The 19488-nt window shown below is 71.2% G+C and carries 15 protein-coding genes and 1 pseudogene; 14 read left to right on the top strand and 2 right to left on the bottom strand.

Going from position 1 to position 19488, the window contains the following annotated elements; all coding sequences use genetic code 11:
* The first annotated feature begins 172 nt into the window (after positions 1-172).
* The 7 genes from A6A08_RS01230 (at position 173) to A6A08_RS01200 (ending at position 8483) form a co-directional block, all read left to right on the top strand.
* Positions 173-1615 carry a PH domain-containing protein gene (locus A6A08_RS01230; RefSeq protein WP_242422045.1) on the top strand — a complete coding sequence of 481 codons (1443 nt, stop codon included), beginning with the start codon at positions 173-175 and terminating at the stop codon, positions 1613-1615.
* A 244-nt stretch (positions 1616-1859) separates the two neighbouring features.
* Complete coding sequence (locus A6A08_RS01225; RefSeq protein ID WP_073700624.1) at positions 1860-2099, top strand: chaplin family protein; 240 nt, start codon at positions 1860-1862, stop codon at positions 2097-2099.
* A 458-nt stretch (positions 2100-2557) separates the two neighbouring features.
* Positions 2558-2800: a hypothetical protein gene (locus tag A6A08_RS01220; RefSeq protein WP_073700623.1), complete on the top strand. Its 243-nt coding sequence runs from the start codon at positions 2558-2560 to the stop codon at positions 2798-2800.
* A gap of 187 nt (positions 2801-2987) precedes the next feature.
* Positions 2988-3872: a Rossmann-like and DUF2520 domain-containing protein gene (locus A6A08_RS01215; RefSeq protein ID WP_073700622.1), complete on the top strand. Its 885-nt coding sequence runs from the start codon at positions 2988-2990 to the stop codon at positions 3870-3872.
* 61 nt (positions 3873-3933) lie between these two features.
* Complete coding sequence (gene panC / locus A6A08_RS01210; protein ID WP_073700621.1) at positions 3934-4812, top strand: pantoate--beta-alanine ligase; 879 nt, start codon at positions 3934-3936, stop codon at positions 4810-4812.
* 79 nt (positions 4813-4891) lie between these two features.
* Positions 4892-7636, top strand: a complete 2745-nt coding sequence (locus tag A6A08_RS01205; protein WP_073700620.1) for an L-aspartate oxidase — start codon at positions 4892-4894, stop codon at positions 7634-7636.
* 64 nt (positions 7637-7700) lie between these two features.
* Complete coding sequence (locus A6A08_RS01200) at positions 7701-8483, top strand: type III pantothenate kinase (RefSeq protein ID WP_073700619.1); 783 nt, start codon at positions 7701-7703, stop codon at positions 8481-8483.
* A 40-nt stretch (positions 8484-8523) separates the two neighbouring features.
* Here A6A08_RS01200 and A6A08_RS01195 read toward each other — a convergent pair whose 3' ends face one another.
* Positions 8524-9474 (bottom strand): cation diffusion facilitator family transporter, encoded by a 951-nt coding sequence (locus tag A6A08_RS01195; protein WP_073700618.1) that lies wholly within the window; start codon positions 9472-9474, stop codon positions 8524-8526.
* Positions 9475-9642: 168 nt separating this feature from the next.
* On the opposite strand from A6A08_RS01195, the pseudogene lysX reads away from it, so the two are divergent.
* The 7 genes and pseudogenes from lysX to A6A08_RS01160 form a co-directional block, all read left to right on the top strand.
* A pseudogene (gene lysX, locus A6A08_RS01190) lies at positions 9643-11166 on the top strand (bifunctional lysylphosphatidylglycerol synthetase/lysine--tRNA ligase LysX); the annotation flags it as partial.
* Between the two features lie 702 nt (positions 11167-11868).
* The gene (locus tag A6A08_RS01185) at positions 11869-12192 is read left to right on the top strand and encodes a LuxR family transcriptional regulator (protein ID WP_073701038.1); all 324 of its coding nucleotides are present in this window, start codon (positions 11869-11871) and stop codon (positions 12190-12192) included.
* A gap of 201 nt (positions 12193-12393) precedes the next feature.
* On the top strand, positions 12394-13008 hold the full coding sequence (locus A6A08_RS01180; protein ID WP_073700617.1) for an amino-acid N-acetyltransferase: 615 nt from the start codon (positions 12394-12396) through the stop codon (positions 13006-13008).
* A gap of 434 nt (positions 13009-13442) precedes the next feature.
* A complete protein-coding gene (locus A6A08_RS01175; protein WP_073700616.1) occupies positions 13443-13724 on the top strand; it encodes a hypothetical protein in 282 nt (93 codons plus the stop codon).
* A 215-nt stretch (positions 13725-13939) separates the two neighbouring features.
* Positions 13940-14281, top strand: coding sequence for an Lsr2 family protein (locus A6A08_RS01170; RefSeq protein WP_073700615.1), 342 nt, complete (start codon positions 13940-13942; stop codon positions 14279-14281).
* Positions 14282-15113: 832 nt separating this feature from the next.
* Positions 15114-17624 carry an ATP-dependent Clp protease ATP-binding subunit gene (locus tag A6A08_RS01165; RefSeq protein WP_073700614.1) on the top strand — a complete coding sequence of 837 codons (2511 nt, stop codon included), beginning with the start codon at positions 15114-15116 and terminating at the stop codon, positions 17622-17624.
* 80 nt (positions 17625-17704) lie between these two features.
* On the top strand, positions 17705-18574 hold the full coding sequence (locus A6A08_RS01160; RefSeq protein ID WP_242422043.1) for a DUF3105 domain-containing protein: 870 nt from the start codon (positions 17705-17707) through the stop codon (positions 18572-18574).
* A gap of 10 nt (positions 18575-18584) precedes the next feature.
* On the opposite strand, the gene A6A08_RS01155 is transcribed toward A6A08_RS01160, so the two are convergent.
* The gene (locus A6A08_RS01155) at positions 18585-19460 is read right to left on the bottom strand and encodes an A/G-specific adenine glycosylase (RefSeq protein ID WP_073700612.1); all 876 of its coding nucleotides are present in this window, start codon (positions 19458-19460) and stop codon (positions 18585-18587) included.
* Between the last annotated feature and the right edge of the window lie 28 nt (positions 19461-19488).

Raw genomic sequence — 19488 nt, 5'->3', positions numbered from 1 at the left:
CCACGGCGCTCCGGGGGGGCCGGCGGGAGCCTCGGCGGCGCCTCCGGGACCTTCGGGGCCGCCCCCGCAGGCGCCCACGCTCCTGCCCCCGTCCGTGGGGTGGCGGCCGCCGTCCGTCTCGCGTCCCCGGCCCGAGGACGACGTCACCACGGGTGTGTACCGCTCCCACTGGATGATCATCCCGCTCCAGGTCATCGCGGTGACCCTCGTGTTCGTGGCGCTGATCGGCCCCATCCTCAACACCTTCGGCGCCGGCTGGGTGGTGATGATGGCGGTGGCCGTCGTCTTCGGGAGCCTCGCCTACGCCCTGCCGGCCTGGTGGTACGGCACCTTCGGGCTGCGCGAGGACCACCTGGTGGTCCACGGCGGACTCGCCATGCGCAGCTCGCGCGAGGTCCCGCTCAGCCGCCTGCAGGCGGTGGACGTGGTCCGGCCCCTGCTCATGCAGGTGTTCGGCATGGCCGAGCTCCACATCGAGATGGCGGGCGGCGACGGGAGCGACATCCGGCTGCGCTGCCTGCCCCGGAACCTGGCCGAGCGCATGCGGGTGGCCGTCCTCGCGCACGCCGCCGGGCTCCCCGGACGCTCGCCCGAGGCGCCGGAGTGGCCGTTCTACCGGCTGCCCTTCCTGCTGCTGCTCGGCGCGCTCACCTTCCGGGTCCCGGTCCTGCTGTCCTTCATCCTGCTGCTCATGCTCGCCACGGCCGGCGCGGTCTTCTCCGAGTACGGCGTGATCGGCGCGGTCCTGCCGCTCACCCTGGGGCTGCTGCGCTACTTCTGGGGCCCGCTGGCCCGCTACACCGACTACTACGCCTCCCTGTCCTCCGACGGCCTGCGGCTGCGCTACGGCATGTTCCAGCGGCGCATGCAGACGGTTCCGCCGGGCCGCGTGCAGGCCGTGCGCGTGGTCGAGCCCCTGCTCTGGCGCGCCCTGGGCGTGGCGCGGGTCGAGGCGAACGTCGCGGGGTACGCGGGTGCCCGCCAGGGCGAATCGGCCACACTGCTGCCCGTGGCGCCGCGCCGCAGGGCCTTCGCGCTGGTCAACGAACTCTTCCCGGAGAGCGAGGCGGCGTATGTGCCGCTGGTGCCCAACCAGAGCCCGGTGCCGAGCATGGTGGGCGTGGACGAGCGCCTGTTCGTCAGTACCCGCGGCCTGTTCTGCCTGGTGACGGAGATCGTTCCGGTGGAGCGCGTGCAGGCCGTGCGCCTGGTGGCGGGACCGCTGGCCCGGCTCACCGGCAGGATGGCGGTGGACGTGGACACGCCTCCCGGACCGGTACGGGCGAAGGCGTCCGGCCGTGAGGCGGGGGAGGCGCGCCGCTTCCTGGACGCGCTGGTGGAGTACGGGCGCCGGGCCCGGGTGCCCTCCGCGGGCACCGAGCGCTGGGCGACCCGGTCGACCCTGACCCGTCGGCCAGGGACGGCCGGCCCCGGCCCGGACCGGCCGGAGAGCCGCCCGGGGGAGTCCCGGCGGCCGCGGTTCGCGGAGGCGGGAGCCGGGGACCGCGAGCGGGGAGGCCCGGAGCCGGAGAAGCCGGAGAGCGGGGGGACCGGCGTGTCCGACGCCCCCGCCGGGGGCCGGGCGAAGGACCGGGGGGACACCCCCGGGTGCTGATGTGTTGTGCATCACATTAGAAGGCCAAGGCGCTTCCAGTTATGGTTCACATGTCGGACATGGATGCGCACTGAAGGTGATAACTCCAGCTGGTGGGCGCGAAACACTGCGGCATTCTGGTCACGCGGAGCGGTTGAGTATGGCTAAATGGTGGCCGAACACGGCGAGTGTTCACTGTCATACACATCGTCAACGTTATCGACCGGTTGGCACCCCCCGCCAACAGGTCCGACGGGAGAAACACATGCTGAAGAAGACCTTCGCCGCCAGCGCCATCGTCGCCGCCGCCGCGGGCGTTCTGTTCACCGGTACTCCGGCCATGGCCGACAGCAACGTCTTCACCTCCGGCAACGGATCGATCCTGGGCGGCAACCAGCTCGTGGCCGACCTGGACGTGCCGATCAACGTCTGCGGCAACGCCATCGCCGTGCTCGGCGTCGCCGGCGCCAACTGCGTCGACTCCGGCGCCACCGTCAAGCACTGAGTCGGTGGGGCGACCGCTCCGGCACGGCCTGACGGCGGTGTCCGGCCGGGAGCCGCGGGTTCCACGCGCGAGGCGCCACTCCGTGACGGCGGGGCGGCGCCTTCGCCGTGTCCGGGCGCGGCCCCGGCCCCCGTCCCGGTCCGCGCGGCCCTGCGTGTCCCTCCCGGGCTCCCGCCCGACCCGGTCGACCGCAACCATCGATCGGTGCCCGTCTGGAAACGCCTTCGCCCGTGACACTGCGCGCTCGCCCCTCCCGCCGATGTGGCACCTTTGCCCCCATCGGCCCCGAGGTGCGGTGCTACAGCAGGTGACGATGTGGAGACTCCTCGTCGTAACTCCAGTTCACGGCGGGTGGACGAGGGTTCCTCGGGGGTAGTTCTCGTCTCGGCGCCCCAAGGCGCCGGCAGAAAGCCCACCAGTCCGGCGGTCCCCCGACCGGGCACAGAAGGAGACGCGTCGTGCTCAAGAAGACGCTCGCCACCGGTGCCGTGATCCTCGCCTCCGCCGGGGTCCTCCTCACCGCCGCACCGGCCGCGGCGTACGTCGGCACCTGGACCTCCAACCACGGATCCGATCTCAGCGGCAACCTGGCCTACATCAACGGCGTCGAGAACGGGAACACGGGTTGCGGCAACTCCAACGCCGTCCTGGGCAGGTCCCTCGCCTCCTGCTTCAACTCCGGGGTGATCATCCAGAACTAGCCTTCGGCCCCGCCCCCCGCGGGAGGCGGACGAAGGGGCCGGAACACGGGGGCGGACACACCGTGCCCGTCCCCACGCGTGTGTCCGGGGGCGGGGCGGCAGGTCACCGGTCCAGGAGGGCTATCGTGTGCTCAGGCGTCACGTCAGGGCAGGATTCGGACGCACCGCACCACGAGGGGGCACGCACATGGAGACGACGCAGGGACGCCCCGCCCGTCTACGGGTCGGAGTCATCGGCCCCGGCCGGGTCGGCTCCGTCCTGGGCCGGGCCCTCGGCCGGGCCGGGCACAAGGTCGTCGCCGCCTCCGCGGTCTCCGAGTCCTCCAAGGAGCGCGTCGCCGACCGCCTGCCCACCGCCCGCGTCCTCGAACCGGCCCAGGTCGCCGAGGCCAGTGACCTCGTCCTTCTCACGGTCCCCGACGACGCCCTTCCCGACCTCGTCGAGGGTCTCGCCTCCACCGGCACCGACCTGCGCGGCAAGATCATCGTCCACGCCAGCGGTGCCCACGGCCACGGCGTCCTCGCCCCGGCCACCGTCATCGGAGCCCTTCCGCTCGCGCTCCACCCCGCCATGACCTTCACCGGCCGCGACGAGGACATCGACCGCCTCGCCAACTGCGCCTTCGGCGTCACCGCGCCCGAGCAGCTGCGCCCCATCGCCGAGGCCCTCGTCGTCGAGATGGGCGCCGAACCCGTGTGGATCCCCGAGGACAAGCGCACGCTCTACCACGCGGCCCTGGCCGGAGGCGCCAACCACCTGGTCACCCTGGTCGCCGACAGCGCCGCCCTGCTCGCCTCCGCGGGGGTCCCCGAACCCGGGCGCGTGCTCTCCCCCATGCTCAGCGCGGCGCTGGACAACGCCCTGCGCCTGGGCATCCACGGCCTGAGCGGGCCCGTCCTGCGCGGCGACGCCGGGACCGTCGCCGGGCACATCGAGCAGCTGCGGGAGAACGCCCCCGAGAGCGTGGCCAGCTACGTCGAACTCGCCCGGCTCACCGCCGACCGCGCCATCAACGCCGGGATGCTCAAGCCCGAGGACGCCGCGCGCCTGCTCGACGTCCTCCGCCGCTGATCCCCCTCCACGGCGCACCGGCCGCCGCCCGCGCACAGAACACCACAACGGGAAACCACCGATGACCGAACCCACACCGCAGTCCGCGACCACCGGCGGCCCCCGCCTCACACGCACGCCCGACGAGCTGCGCGGCGCCCTCGCCGACGCCGGCCGCGTCGCCCTCGTCCCCACCATGGGCGCCCTGCACGGAGGCCACCGCAGCCTCATGCGTCTGGCCCGGGAGCGCGCCGACACCGTGGTGGTCAGCGTCTTCGTCAACCCGCTCCAGTTCGGCCCGAACGAGGACCTCGACCGCTACCCGCGCGACCTGCCCGGCGACACCGGGCTGTGTGCCGAGGAGGGCGTGGACGTCGTCTTCGCCCCCTCCGTCGAGACCATGTACCCCCTCCCGCAGATGGTCACCGTCGACGCCGGCGCCATGGGCGACCGGCTTGAGGGCGCCTCCCGTCCCGGGCACTTCACCGGGGTCCTCACCGTGGTCGCCAAGCTGTTCAACCTGGTCCGCCCGGACCTCGCCGTGTTCGGGGCGAAGGACGCCCAGCAGATCGCCCTCGTCCGCCGCATGGTCGCCGACCTCGACATGCCCGTGGAGATCGTCGGCGCGCCCACCCTGCGCGACCCCGACGGTCTGGCCTCCTCAAGCCGCAACGTCTACCTCTCCGACGCCGAGAGGGCCAGCGCGCTGTCCCTGTCCCGTGCCCTGGAGGCGGGCCGCCGCGCCGCGGCCGACGGCCCCGACGCCGTCCGCTCCGCCGCGCGGGCCGTCCTGGACGAGGCCGCCGGGGCGAGGCCGCCCGTCGAACTCGACTACCTCGCCCTGGTCGACCCCGCCACCTTCGCCGACGCCCCCGCGGACCACCGGGGCGAGGCCGTCCTCGCCGTCGCCGCCCGCGTGGGCACGACCCGGCTCATCGACAACGTGTCGGTGGTCCTGTAGCCGTCTCCGGCCCCCCGTCCGCCCGGCCCACAACGCGGCCGCGCCGCGCACCGGCGGCGCCCCGGAAAAGAGAACCCAGATGAGCACACCCACCCAGACACGGCTCGACGCACCCGAACCCGGGTGGACCGTCGAGGCCGACGTCGCGGTCGTCGGCTCGGGCATCGCGGGGCTGAGCACCGCGCTGCGCTACGTCCAGCGCACCGAGCGCGGCCGCGTCGTGCTCGTCACCAAGGACCGGCTGTCCACCGGCTCCACCGCCTACGCCCAGGGCGGGATCGCCGCGGCCATGGCCCCCGAGGACGGGCCCGTGGCCCACATGGTCGACACCCACCTGGCCGGAGCGGGCCTGTCCGACCCCCACGCCGTCCACGTCCTGGCCACGGAGGGGCCCGACGCCCTGCGCTGGCTCATCGACCTGGGCGCCGAGTTCGACCGCACCGGCGACGGCGGCCTCGCCCTCACCCGCGAGGGCGGCCACCGCGCCGACCGCGTCGCGCACGCGGGCGGCGACGCCACCGGCGCCGAGATCCAGCGCGCCCTCGTCGCCGCCGTCCTCGCCGAGGAGCGTATCGAGGCCATCGAGCACGCCGTCGCCCTGGACGCCCTGCGCGACCCCGACACGGGGGCGGTCTGCGGGGCCACCCTGCACGTCATGGGCGAGGGCGCGCGCGACGGCGTCGGCGCCGTCCTGTCCCCCTCCGTGGTGCTGGCCACCGGGGGCATGGGACAGATCTTCGCCGCCACCACCAACCCGCCCGTGTCCACCGGCGACGGCCTCGCCCTGGCCGCACGCGCCGGGGCGCGCCTGCGCGACCTGGAGTTCATCCAGTTCCACCCCACCGTGCTCTGGCTCGGCCCCGAGGCGCGCGGCCGCCAGCCCCTCGTCTCCGAGGCCCTGCGCGGCGAGGGCGCCTACCTCGTGGACGCCCACGGCGACCGCATCATGGAGGGCGTCCACGAGCTCGCCGACCTGGCCCCGCGCGACGTGGTGGCGCGCACCATCGCCCGCACCATGGCCGAGCAGGGGGTCGACCACGTCTACCTGGAGACCCGGCACTTCGGCAGGGCCACCTGGGAGAGGCGCTTCCCGACCATCCTCGCCTCCTGCCGGGAGCACGGTGTCGACCCGCTCACCCAGCCCATCCCCGTGGCCCCGGCCGCCCACTACGCCTCCGGCGGCGCCGAGGTCGACATCGACGGCCGCACCTCGGTCCCCGGCCTGTGGGCCGTCGGCGAGGTCGCCCGCACCGGGGTGCACGGCGCCAACCGGCTCGCCTCCAACTCCCTGCTGGAGGGACTGGTCTACGCCGACCGGATCGCCGCACGCCTGGCCGGGACGGACGCGCCCGGGCCCGTGCGCGGCGTCGCCTCGGGAACCGTCACACCGCTCGCGGACCCCGCCGTCGCCGCCCGGGTGCGTACCCTGATGTCACGCCACGCCGGGGTGCTGCGCACCGGTGAGGGGCTGGCCGAGCTGACCGCCGAACTCGACGCCCTCGCCCGCCCGGCCTCCCCGACCACCCCCGACGTGGCCGCCTGGGAGACCGCCAACCTGCTCACCGTGGCCCGGCTCGTGGCCGCGGCCGCGCTGCACAGGACCGAGAGCAGGGGCTCCCACCAGCGCGCCGACCACCCCGGGCCCAGGCCCGGGCTCCGGATCCGGCCCGTCGTCGTCCGACTGGAAGGAAGCACCGCCGTGACCACCGACGAGGACTGGACGCCCTCCCTGCCGCCCGCGCTCGTCGCGGAGCTGGACGCCATCTCCCTCCCGCCCGCCGGCTCCCGCCCTCCGGGGCGCCTGGGCCCGGGGCGAAGCGGAGCGGAGCCCCAAAGCAAGCACGGTTCGGGCGTCGGCGGGGTTCTGGAGGAGTCGGACGTGCCGTCGGTGAGGAACGAGCCAGGCACGGGAGAGGCCGAAGGTTCCCGCCTTTCAGGACGCCCGAACCCGGAATCGCGCGCCGAGTTCACCCTTCCGTACGCCACGCCCTCCGAGTCCCACGTGGACCTGGTCCGCCGCGCCCTGTCCGAGGACCTCACCGCCGGCCCGGGCATCGACGTCACCACCGTCGCCACGATCCCCGCCGACCAGGTGCGCACCGCGCACGTGGTGGCCCGGGCGGACGGCACCGTCAGCGGGCTCCCGATCGCCGAACTCGTGTTCTGGCTGGTCTGTGACGGTGCCATGGAGGTGCACCGGACCGTGGAGGACGGCGCCGCGGTCAAGCGCGGTGACGTGCTGATGACCGTCAACGCCCGCACCCGCGACCTGCTCACCGCCGAGCGGACCGCCCTGAACTTCCTCACCCACATGTCCGGAATCGCCACCGCCACCCGCGCCTGGGTGGACGCCGTGACCGGGACCGGCGCCCGGATCCGCGACAGCCGCAAGACCCGCCCCGGGCTGCGCGCCCTGGAGAAGTACGCGGTGCGCTGCGGCGGCGGGGTCAACCACCGCTACGGCCTCAGCGACGCCGGACTGGTCAAGGACAACCACGTGGTCGCCGCCGGGGGCGTCGGCGAGGCGGTCCGCGCCATCCGGGCGCGCTTTCCCGACCTGCCCCTGGAGGTCGAGGTGGACCGGGTCGACCAGATCGAGGACGCCATCGCCGCGGGGGCCGAGGAGATCCTGCTCGACAACTTCACCGTCGAGCGGCTCCGCGAGGCGGTCGCGCTGGTCGCGGGCCGCGCACGCCTGGAGTCCTCCGGCGGACTGACCCTGGACGTGGCGGGAGACGTGGCCCGCACCGGGGTCGACTACCTGGCGGTCGGCGCGCTCACCCACTCCAGTCCGGCGCTGGATATCGCACTCGACCTGTTGTGAGTGCCCCGGTTGGTGGAAGATTCCCTGAGAACACACCACTTCGACCACGGATGAGGCCCCCAGCATGCTGCTCGCGATCGACGTCGGCAACTCCGAGACGGTGTTCGGTCTCTTCGAATCCGACGATCTTCTCGAACACTGGAGAGTGGGGACCGATACGCGCCGCACCGCGGACGAGTGGTCCGTGGTGCTGAGGGGCCTCGTCGAGGGCAGCAGCCTGAACGGACCCGACGAGATCGACGGGATCGCCATGTGCTGCTCGGTGCCGTCGGTACAGCACGAGATGCGCGACATGTTCCGCCGCCACTTCGGTGACATCCCCGCCGTGATCGTCGAACCCGGCGTCAAGACCGGTGTGCCGATCCGGATGGACAACCCCAAGGAGGTGGGCAGCGACCGGATCATCAACGCGCTGGCCGCCAACCACCTCTACGGCGGCCCGGCGGTGGTGGTGGACTTCGGCACCGCGACGACCTTCGACGCCATCAGCGCCAGGGGGGAGTACGTGGGCGGCGCCATCGCCCCGGGCATCGACATCTCCGTGGACGCCCTGTCCCGGCGCGGCGCCCAGCTGCACATGGTGGAGATCGTCAGGCCGCGCTCGGCCATCGCCAAGAACACCACCGAGGCCCTGCGCTCGGGCATCGTGTTCGGCTTCGCGGGCCAGGTGGACGGGATCGTGGACCGCATGGTCGCCGAGCTCACCGACGCCCCCGACGACGTGACCGTGGTCGCCACCGGGGGGCTCGCCTCCACGGTCGTCGACGAGTGCGAGACCGTCGACCTGCACGAGCCGTGGCTGACCCTCATCGGGCTGCGGCTGGTCTTCGCGCGCAACGTCGGCTGAACCCGGGCCGGGGCGGGGGACCCCCGCCCCGGGCCCTGAGTCAGGCGGTTCCGGAGGCCTTCTCCGCCGCGGCGTGGTCGGCCCGGAACAGGTCCGGCTCGATGTAGACCAGCGTGGCGATGGGCACCGCCGAGCGGATGCGGTCCTCGGCCTCGTTGATCGCCCGCGTCACCCGGCCCGCGTCGTTGTGGGCGTCCACGGCGACCTTGGCGGCCACCAGGAGCTCCTCGGGGCCCACGTGCATGGTGCGCATGTGGATGAGGCCGTCCACGTCCTCGACCGACTCGATGGCCCGGCGGATCGCCTGGACGTTCTCGCTGGTCGCCGACTCGCCGATCAGCAGGCTCTTGACCTCGATGGCCAGTACGATCGCGATGACCACCAGCAGGATGCCGATGGCGGCGGTGCCCAGGCCGTCCCACACGCCGTTGCCGGTGACCAGGGTCAGGCTGACGCCGATGAGGGCGAACACCAGGCCGACGAGCGCGCCCGCGTCCTCCAGCAGGATGACGGGCAGCTCCGGGGACTTGGAGCGGCGGATGAACTGCACCCAGCTCGCGTTGCCGCGGACCGCGTTGGACTCCTTGATCGCGGTGCGCATGGCGAACGACTCCAGCGCGATCGCGACCAGCAGCACGGTCACGGGCACCCACTGCCAGGCCGTGATGGGCTCGGGGTGGGAGAGCTTGTGCCAGGCCTCGTAGAGGGCGAACAGGCCGCCGAGGCTGAACAGCACGATCGCCACCATGAACGAGTACACGTAGCGTTCGCGGCCGTACCCGAAGGGGTGCTCCTCGGTGGCGCCCCTGCGGGCCCGCTTGCCGCCGATGAGCAGCAGGGCCTGGTTGCCGGAGTCGGCGACCGAGTGGATGGCCTCGGCCAGCATCGACGACGAGCCGGTCAGGAGATAGGCCACGAACTTCGTCGCGGCGATTCCCAGATTCGCGCACAGGGCCATGACGACGGCCTTCATGCTTCCCTCAACACTCACCAGTGGTCCATCTCTCGGTAGGTACGGCTCTTGGCAGATACGGTTCCCGCTCGCAGAACGCCGGGGCAGGGCAGCGCAATACTAGTGACCGGCGCCCTGCGGGCCCACCACGAGCCCCTCCCGCCCCGGCCTCCCCACGGTGCGGCGAACCGGTCGGCCGGACACCGGGACGCCGGTAGGATCGGGCGCGTGAACCACGCGCACGACGACACCTATGACGACCTGCCCGAACAGATGCGGGTCCGGCGGCAGAAGCTGGACCGGCTGCGGGAGGAGGGCACCGACCCCTTCCCCGTGACCTTCCCGCGGACGACGTCGATCGGAGCCGTGCGAGACAAACACCAGGGTCTGGAACCGGACACCCACACGGGGGTGGAGGTCTCCGTCGCCGGCCGTGTCATGCTCTACCGCACCGGCGGCAAGCTGTGCTTCGCGACGCTGCGCGACGAGACCGGCGACGTCCAGATCATGCTCTCCCTGGACCAGGTCGGCAAGGAGCGCCTGGACGCCTGGAAGGCCGACGTCGACCTCGGCGACCACGTGGGCGTGGAGGGCGAGGTCATCACCTCCCGCCGCGGTGAGCTGTCGATCCTGGTACGCGGCTGGACGCTCACGGCCAAGTGCCTGCGCCCGCTGCCGGAGAAGCACAAGGGCCTGACCGACCCCGAGGCGCGGGTGCGCCAGCGCTACGTCGACCTCATCGTCAACCCCGAGTCCCAGCAGATGGTGCGCCGCCGCTCGGCCGCCATCCGGGCGATCCGGGAGGGGCTCAGCTCCCGCGACTTCATCGAGGTCGAGACACCCATGCTGATGCGGGTGCACGGCGGCGCCACGGCGCGTCCGTTCGTCACCCACATCAACGCCTACGACATGGACCTGTACCTGCGTATCGCCCCGGAGCTGTCGCTCAAGCGGCTGGTGGTGGGCGGCCTGGAGAAGGTCTTCGAGATCAACCGGAACTTCCGCAACGAGGGCGCGGACTCCACGCACAACCCCGAGTTCACGATGCTGGAGTTCTACCAGGCCTACGCCGACTACAACGTCATGGCCGACGTGACCCGGGAACTCGTCCAGGAGGCGGCGCGCGCCGTGTTCGGCTCCACGGTGGTCGAGCGGGACGGCCAGAGCTACGACCTGGGCGGGGAGTGGCCGCAGGTCACCCTGTACGGCGCGGTCTCCGAGGCGCTGGGCGCCGAGGTCGGTCCGCGGACCCCGGTCGAGGAGGTCCGCCGCCTGGCCGGCGCCAGGGGCGTCGAGTACAGCGACGACTGGGGTCAGGGCAAGCTCGTCGAGCACCTCTTCGAGGAGCTGGTGGAGCACACGCTCGTCCAGCCCACCTTCGTGCGGGACTTCCCGGTGGAGACGAGCCCGCTCACCCGCCAGCACCGTGAGGACCCGCTGCTCACCGAGAAGTGGGACCTGATCGGTTTCGGCATGGAGCTGGGCACCGGCTACTCGGAGCTGGTCGACCCGGTCGAGCAGCGCGAGCGCCTCACCCGGCAGTCGCTGATGGCCGCCGAGGGCGACCCCGAGGCGATGCAGCTGGACGAGGACTTCCTGCGGGCGCTGGAGTACGGCATGCCGCCGACCGGCGGCGTGGGCGTCGGTATCGACCGCCTGCTCATGGCCTTCACGGGGAAGAACATCCGGGAAACTGTCCTTTTCCCGATCGTGAAGCCTTCCGGGGACTGACCGGGATCGCTGTGGCCCTGGATTTGCCGGGGACATAAGAGACCCGATCGGAGGCCCGAAAGACAGAACGGGGCCGTCGCACCCACCGTGCGGCGGCCCTGCCGTCTGCGGCCGGAACGCGGAGCGGACCACGGAACACGTCTCACCGGACGGACACAGGACACGAACCAGCGGTCAGAGGTGCGTGACCCTGGCGACAGGCCGGGATTTTCGCCGACGATCGGCCACCGTGAGCGGGCACTCTCCGTCGGAGATTGTTTACGCAGGTCAGTGCGGCGGAGGAATTTTCCCTTCCGTTGCTTAGTCACGTAGAGATGTGAGAGCATCACACATGGTGATTTATTGGGCCTTGACGGTATCATCTCGGCGGCCTAGCGTGCTGGGAGCGGGCAAGGCCCGTGAGTTTGCCGAAGTGGATCGAGAACGACGGTGAGCGGGACCAGGACCGCCGGAGGCGGCCCCTCGGCCCCGCGCGCATGTGCGCCCTCGGTGGAGTCTGTCCGTCCCAGACCCCAGCGAACCGGCCCTGCGACCCGTGCGCCCACCCCCGACCCCTGTGCCAGAGGGGTCCGCGGGGAGTCTGCGGTGCGCGGCGTATATCCGTCACACCGGTTGCCAGGGGGTGGCCCCCACACCCGGTGTGCTCGCGTCCACCAGGTGACGAGTTGATGTTCCGCACTCACATGGATGAGGGAGGACGGAGTGGAACAGGCCACACTCGTACGACGCACCGCTGAGGACCAGGGCGCCCTTCGGACGAGGGAGCACCGGGAGAACGTGGTCCCCATTCAGACCCGCCCGCGTGAAACGGCTGTGAGCAGCCACTACGCGCCGGTGGAACTGAACCACGAGGATCTCGAACTGCTCGCCGAGATCGCCACCGGGGTCACCACCGAGGTGGCCGCCAGGCACCTCGAGCTCAGCGCCAGGACCCTGCGCCGCCGCATCCGCAACATCTGCGACGTGCTCGGCGTGAACACGCCCATCGAGGCGGTCGTCTGGGCCGCACGGCGCCAGCTCATCTGAGTCGGCCCGGCGGGCCGGAACGGCCGCCGGTCCGGGCCGCGTGCGACCCCGCCGGAGGCAGAGCGCTCCGGTGGGCGGACGCGGCCCCGTTTCCACGGCACCCACCGGAGCGCTCCGGTGGGTGCCGACGCGTTCCCTGGACCCGGTGTGCGCCCGTGCGGCGCCCGCCGGGTCGGAGCATGGGCATAGTCTGGTCCGGCTATGCCCGTTCGCCATGTTCACGTGCGCCGAGCCAGGACGCGCGACGTCTCCCACATCCGCCGGCTGGTCGACACCTACACCACCGACCGGCGCGTGCTCTACAAGAGCACCGTCAACCTCTACGAGGACATCCAGGAGTTCTGGGTGGCCGAGGCGGAGGTCGTCCCCGGCGCGCCGTCCCCGGGCCCGGTCCCCGCGCAGGATCCCCTGGAGGCCCCCTCCGCCGGCCCGGAGCCCGAGCTCCGTGTGGTGGGATGCGGGGCCCTGCACGTGCTCTGGGAGGACCTGGCGGAGGTGCGCACGGTCGCCGTCGACCCCTCCCTGCGCGGATTCGGCGTCGGGCACCGGATCGTGGCCGAGCTGCTCGACACCGCACGCGAGTTGGGCGTGCGCCGTGTGTTCTGTCTGACATTCGAGACCGGTTTCTTCGCCAAACACGGCTTTGCCCCGATCCAGGGCACACCCGTGTCCTCCCGGGTGTACGAGGAACTCCTGCGTTCCTATGACGAAGGAGTCGCCGAATTCCTCGACCTGGAGCGGGTTAAGCCCAACACTCTCGGGAACACTCGGATGCTTGTGTACCTCGACGAGGCAACGCGAACCGCCCACACCTAAAGGCTTTCGCGCGTACGGGAGGATCCAGTTCCGCTTACGGCGCTCCTCCGCGCCAACACCGGCGTCCGGTCGCACGCGCTTATGCACAACCGGATGGTGGGGGAGTCGAAGAGGGCAGGTAATGTGTCGGTGTACGAGGGGACACCCTCCCGCGCGTTGAAGTGACGGCGACGAAGGGTCGCGATTCAGGCCCACGGAGAGCGTGTTCCCGCAGGGGCCCCACGGGGACGCCGAACGCACGACCGGACATTGGCCACCACCGGGTTTGCCGGAGGTCGCTCGGGTACGTCCGGTGTCAAACCGGGGGCAAACGATGTCTATGATGTCGGGTATGCGTTTGCCCGGGTGCCCGGCGGCCATCCCCCAGGAGCGAGCCGACACTGAGTCGGGTATTTGCTGCAATAAGTAACAACCAGGAAGGGTGGACCGCTTCGATGGGTGACTTTTTGTCATCGGTGCTTCCCGCCGGACTGATCGACGTATTGTCGGCGCTCATCCCGCCAGTGGTTGTCGGTGCGGTCTTCTGTACCTTCGTCATCCAGCTGCTGCGCAAGGAGATGGCGCCCCGGCGGATGGACGGAAGCCTGGTCAGCAAGGACGGGGCGGCCAAGGGCGCGGACGGTGGTAAGGGCGCCGACGCCGACGGGGAGAGCGGGGCCGCGGACGGTACGCCGATTGTCCGCGACGGGGAACGCGCAGAATCCGACGGTCGTTGATACGGTACTTGACCGATCACGGGCTCTGAGGCGCCCGGACCAGTCACCGCACACGTGCGCGGGCCATCCCACCGCCCCGCGCTGCTCCAGCGAGCCCGGAAACCCAGTACCGGGTCCGGGTGATTTCAGGCACGCCGGGAATTGTCTTCTGGGTTCTCGCGAGATAGCTTTATATTCAGGTGTGGAGACATCGCTCTTCTGAAAGGTTTGAATCCATGGCACAGAAGGTCCAGGTTTTCCTGGTCGACGACCTCGACGGCGGCGAGGCCGAGGAGACGGTGACGTTCGGTCTGGACGGCTCCGTGTACGAAATCGACCTGAGCGCTGGTAATGCCGCCAAGCTCCGCGAGGCCCTTACTCCGTTCGTCGAAGCCGCCCGCAAGGCCCCGGCCAAGGCGTCCCGGGGCACGGGCCGCAGGGGCAGCAGCCGGAATGCTCCCAGCCGTGAGCGCAGCGCCGAGATTCGCGCGTGGGCGAAGGCCGCGGGCAAGCCCGTCAATGAGCGCGGCCGTATCCCCGCGGCGATCGTCGCCGAATATGAGGCCGTCAAGGGTTAGGTTTGCCGATGGCCCCGTCCACCGGAATGCTGTCAGGTCTTGATCGAATGAGGACCGAAGGCCTCCGGGGGACGTCCGAACCCGACCATCCCGGGCCGTGCGCGGCCCAGTGACACGGGGATGCCAGGGGATACGGCGGGCCCGTCGGACGTCGGCTGAGGACGGGTTCCCGACCGATGCCGACGGTGGCCGGCGCTCACGGCCTCGGGTCTCCGCCGCCACACCCACGGGGTGGGCCGGACGGCGAGACCCGGCGGGACCGGATCCCCGCCGAAGCGCAGCGACACCGCGGCCGCGTGACCGCGGTCGCGTGCCGACCGCACGCCCGGTCGAGCACACACGTGGAACCATCGAGCGTTCCCGTACCCGCGAAGGGCCTCCGGTTCCCGGGCCCGCGGCACTGAGAGTCGCGGGGCCCGGGCCGCCTCCCTCAGCCCGACCGACGCAGGAGGCGCACATTCCACGCTTTCCCCACCGTTCGGTCCGACAATGCCCCCCTGTTCGCTCAGAGCCGAAAAGGCTTACACGCGTGTGGCCCGGGCACTCTCGCCAGTGGGAGTGGCCGGGCCGTTCGCCTTCGGCGTACAGGGAAATCTGACGCGGCAATTGGTAGTTGGATGTGGATGAACGCCCTATCGTCGGGGAAAGTCTCTGACACGGGCGGCCCCGGCCGCCGGTGCGGAGACGTCCGTCTGGTCGGCAGCCGGTCGACCGTTCGGACGGGTGCGACAGTGCTCCCCGGGGCGGTTAATCCCTGTGGGGCCGATATGCGGAAGAGTTGGGTCGGAGTGAACCGTCCCTGCCTGACCGCTCTGTAGAGGAGCGACGAGACATGTTCGAGAGGTTTACCGACCGCGCGCGGCGAGTGGTGGTTCTGGCCCAGGAAGAGGCCAGGATGCTCAACCACAACTACATCGGTACGGAGCACATCCTGCTCGGCCTCATCCACGAGGGTGAGGGTGTCGCCGCCAAGGCTCTGGAGAGCCTTGGTATCAGCCTCGAAGCGGTTCGGCAGCAGGTCGAGGAGATCATCGGCCAGGGCCAGCAGGCTCCGTCGGGGCACATTCCCTTCACCCCGCGTGCCAAGAAGGTCCTGGAGCTGTCGCTGCGCGAGGCGCTTCAGCTCGGCCACAACTACATCGGGACCGAGCACATCCTGCTGGGCCTGATCCGTGAGGGCGAGGGCGTCGCCGCCCAGGTGCTGGTCAAGCTCGGCGCCGACCTGAACCGCGTGCGCCAGCAGGTCATCCAGCTGCTGCACGGCTACCAGGGCAAGGAGCCGCAGGCCACCGGTGCCTCCTCCGAGTCCACCCCCTCCACCTCGCTGGTGCTGGACCAGTTCGGTCGCAACCTGACCCAGGCCGCCCGGGAGAGCAAGCTCGACCCGGTCATCGGCCGGGACAACGAGATCGAGCGCGTGATGCAGGTGCTCTCGCGGCGTACCAAGAACAACCCGGTCCTGATCGGTGAGCCCGGCGTCGGTAAGACCGCCGTGGTGGAGGGCCTGGCCCAGAAGATCGTCAAGGGCGAGATCCCCGAGACGCTCAAGGACAAGCAGCTGTACACGCTGGACCTGGGCGCCCTCGTGGCGGGCAGCCGTTACCGCGGTGACTTCGAGGAGCGCCTCAAGAAGGTGCTGAAGGAGATCCGCACCCGGGGCGACATCATCCTGTTCATCGACGAGCTGCACACGCTGGTCGGCGCGGGCGCGGCGGAGGGTGCCATAGACGCCGCCTCCATCCTCAAGCCCATGCTGGCCAGGGGTGAGCTGCAGACCATCGGCGCGACCACGCTGGACGAGTACCGCAAGTACCTGGAGAAGGACGCCGCCCTGGAGCGGCGCTTCCAGCCCATCCAGGTGGACGAGCCCTCCATCAAGCACGCCATCGAGATCCTCAAGGGCCTGCGCGACCGCTACGAGGCCCACCACCGGGTCTCCATCACCGACGGGGCCCTGGTGGCCGCGGCGCAGATGGCCGACCGCTACATCAGCGACCGGTTCCTGCCGGACAAGGCCATCGACCTCATCGACGAGGCGGGCTCGCGGATGCGCATCCGCCGGATGACCGCTCCGCCGGACCTGCGCGAGTTCGACGAGAAGATCGCGGCGGTGCGGCGCGACAAGGAGTCCGCGATCGACGCGCAGGACTTCGAGAAGGCGGCGTCGCTGCGCGACGACGAGAAGCAGCTGCTCAACAAGAAGGCGCAGCGGGAGAAGGAGTGGAAGGCCGGCGACATGGACGTCGTGGCCGAGGTCGACGAGGAGCTCATCGCCGAGGTCCTGGCCGCCTCCACCGGCATCCCGGTCTTCAAGCTCACCGAGGAGGAGTCCTCCCGGCTCCTGCGGATGGAGGACGAGCTGCACCGGCGCGTCATCGGCCAGGAGGACGCCATCAAGGCGCTCTCCCAGGCGATCCGCCGTACCCGCGCCGGGCTGAAGGACCCCAAGCGTCCCGGTGGCTCGTTCATCTTCGCCGGCCCGTCCGGTGTGGGTAAGACCGAGCTGTCCAAGACCCTGGCCGAGTTCCTGTTCGGGGACGAGGACGCGCTGATCCAGCTGGACATGTCCGAGTTCATGGAAAAGCACACGGTCTCGCGGCTGTTCGGCTCCCCGCCCGGATACGTCGGTTACGAGGAGGGCGGCCAGCTCACCGAGAAGGTGCGCCGCAAGCCGTTCTCCGTGGTCCTGTTCGACGAGATCGAGAAGGCCCACACCGACATCTTCAACTCGCTGCTCCAGGTGCTGGAGGAGGGACGTCTCACCGACGCCCAGGGTCGCAACGTCGACTTCAAGAACACGGTCATCATCATGACGACCAACCTGGGTACGCGGGACATCTCCAAGGGCGTGGCCATGGGCTTCGCCAAGGAGGACGACGCCAACACCAACTACGAGCGGATGAAGGCGAAGGTCAGCGAGGAGCTCAAGAACAACTTCCGTCCCGAGTTCCTCAACCGTGTGGACGACGTCATCGTCTTCCACCAGCTGACCGAGCAGGAGATCTTCCAGATCGTGGACCTGATGATCACGGGTCTGGACAGCCGGCTCAAGGAGCGGGACATGGGGATCGAGCTGCGGCCCAAGGCCAAGGAGATCCTGGCCGAGCGCGGGTTCGACCCGGTGCTGGGCGCCCGGCCGCTGCGCCGGACGATCCAGCGCGAGATCGAGGACCAGCTGTCGGAGAAGATCCTGTTCGGCGACCTCAAGGCCGGTCAGATCGTGGTGATCGACGCCGAGGGCCAGGGCACGGACGCCAAGTTCACCTTCAAGGGCGTGCCGAAGCCGGCCGACGTGCCGGACACGCCCGAGGTCGAGGAGTCGGCCGCCGGCAAGCGGGAGTAACCGCTCCGCCGGTCCGCGTGTGAGACGGGGGCATCCCTTCGGGGGTGCCCCCGTTCGTGTCGGGCCGCTAGTGTGCGAGCGTGACTCATCCAGATCCCCAACAGCACGGCCCGTGGCAGGCGCAGGGACAGTATCCGCAGCACGGCCACGCCTCCCATGGTCCCCAGCAGGGCGGCGGAGCCCCCCGGCCCGGCCAGTACGGCGCGGCACCCCCCGGGGGGATGCCCCCGGGCGCAACGCCTCCCGCGGGCCCGCAGGGGCCCTACGGTCCCCCCGGCGCCCACCCGTACCAGCCGCCGAGGAAGAGCGGCGCCGGGACCGGCCTGATCATCGGCGCGGTGCTCCTCGTGCTCGTCCTCATGGTGGGCGGCGGGGCCGTGGCGTTCTCGCTGCTCTCCCAGGGCGGGGAGGGCTCCGCCTCCGCGGAGGGCATCGGCACGGTCCGCCACTTCACGGACCTGTCCGCCGACCACGTCGACGAGGGCGAGACCATCGAGTACGAGGTGTACCCGCCCGCGGGAGGGCCGCACTACCCCGTCTGGCAGGACTGCGGCGTCTACGAGGAGCCGCTGATACCGGAGTACGTCGTGCACTCCCAGGAGCACGGAGCCGTGTGGATCGCCTACGATCCCGGGCTGTCGGAGGCCGGCGTCCAGATCCTGCACAGCTACTACTCGCCCGGCGACTACCTGGTGATCAGTCCGGCGGAGGACCTGCCCGCCCCGGTGGTGGCGTCGGCCTGGGGCTCCCAGATGCACCTGGAGGACCCCGCGGACCCGCGCCTGGTCGAGTACCTCGTGGAGTACGTGCAGGGGGACGGCACCCCCGAGCCGGGCGCCGCGTGCAGCGGCGGCCGCTCCGGTACCGGTGCCACCGGCACGGGTACCGGCACGGGCGGTTCCGGGATCGACGCCTCGGAGTTCACCGGCACCGCGACGGCCGGGGAGTGAGGGGCGCCGCTCAGCCGGGAAGGGCGTAGCGGCCGTCGTCGAGCGGGTCCACCAGCCCGTCGGCGACCAGCGCGTCCAGGGCCCGTTCGCGCTGGATGCCGTCGTCCCAGACGACGTCCAGCGCCTCCTTGGGCACCGGGTGGGCGGAGTCGCGCAGCACGGCCAGCAACCGCCCGCGCACCTGCCGGTCGGTGCCCGCGTAGGTCTGGCCGCGTCGGGGCGGCCCGTCGTAGGCGGGTTTGCCCGCGAGCCGCCAGGCGCACTGGCCGGCGATCGGGCAGTCCGCGCACGCGGGCGTGCGGGCGGTGCACACCAGCGCGCCCAGCTCCATCACGGCCACGCCCCAGCGGGCGGCGACCGACGGCGTGGGCGGCAGCAGGGACTCGGCGAGAGCGGTCTCCGCCTTGGTCTGTGTTTTCGGCGGGTACTGGACTCCTGTTTCGGCCCTCGCGAGGACACGCCGAACATTGGTGTCCAGAATGGCGTGCCGCTGTCCGAATGCGAAGCTCGCCACGGCGGCGGCGGTGTAGGCGCCGACGCCGGGGAGGGAGAGCAGGGTCGCGTGGTCGTCCGGGACCCGGCCGCCGTGCTCCTCGGTGATGGCCACCGCGCACGCGTGCAGGCGCAGCGCGCGGCGCGGGTAGCCCAGCCGGTTCCACATGCGCACGGCCTCGCCGGAGGGCTCCCCGGCCAGGTCGGCGGGGGTGGGCCAGCGCTCCATCCAGGCGTGCCAGGCGGGCAGGACCCGCACGACGGGCGTCTGCTGGAGCATGATCTCGCTGACCAGGATCGACCAGGCGGAGGCCTCCGGCCGCCGCCAGGGAAGGTCGCGGGCGTTGGTTTCGTACCACGCCAGGACAGCGGTGCTGTAAGGGTTATCGCTCATCTTTAACCGGGAATCGGCGGGTTGAGTA

Origin of the sequence: Nocardiopsis sp. TSRI0078, from assembly GCF_001905145.1 — a bacterium.
Classification (GTDB): domain Bacteria; phylum Actinomycetota; class Actinomycetes; order Streptosporangiales; family Streptosporangiaceae; genus Nocardiopsis.
Note: the sequence above shows the minus strand (reverse complement) of the source record. Positions and strands in the feature narration are given on the sequence as shown.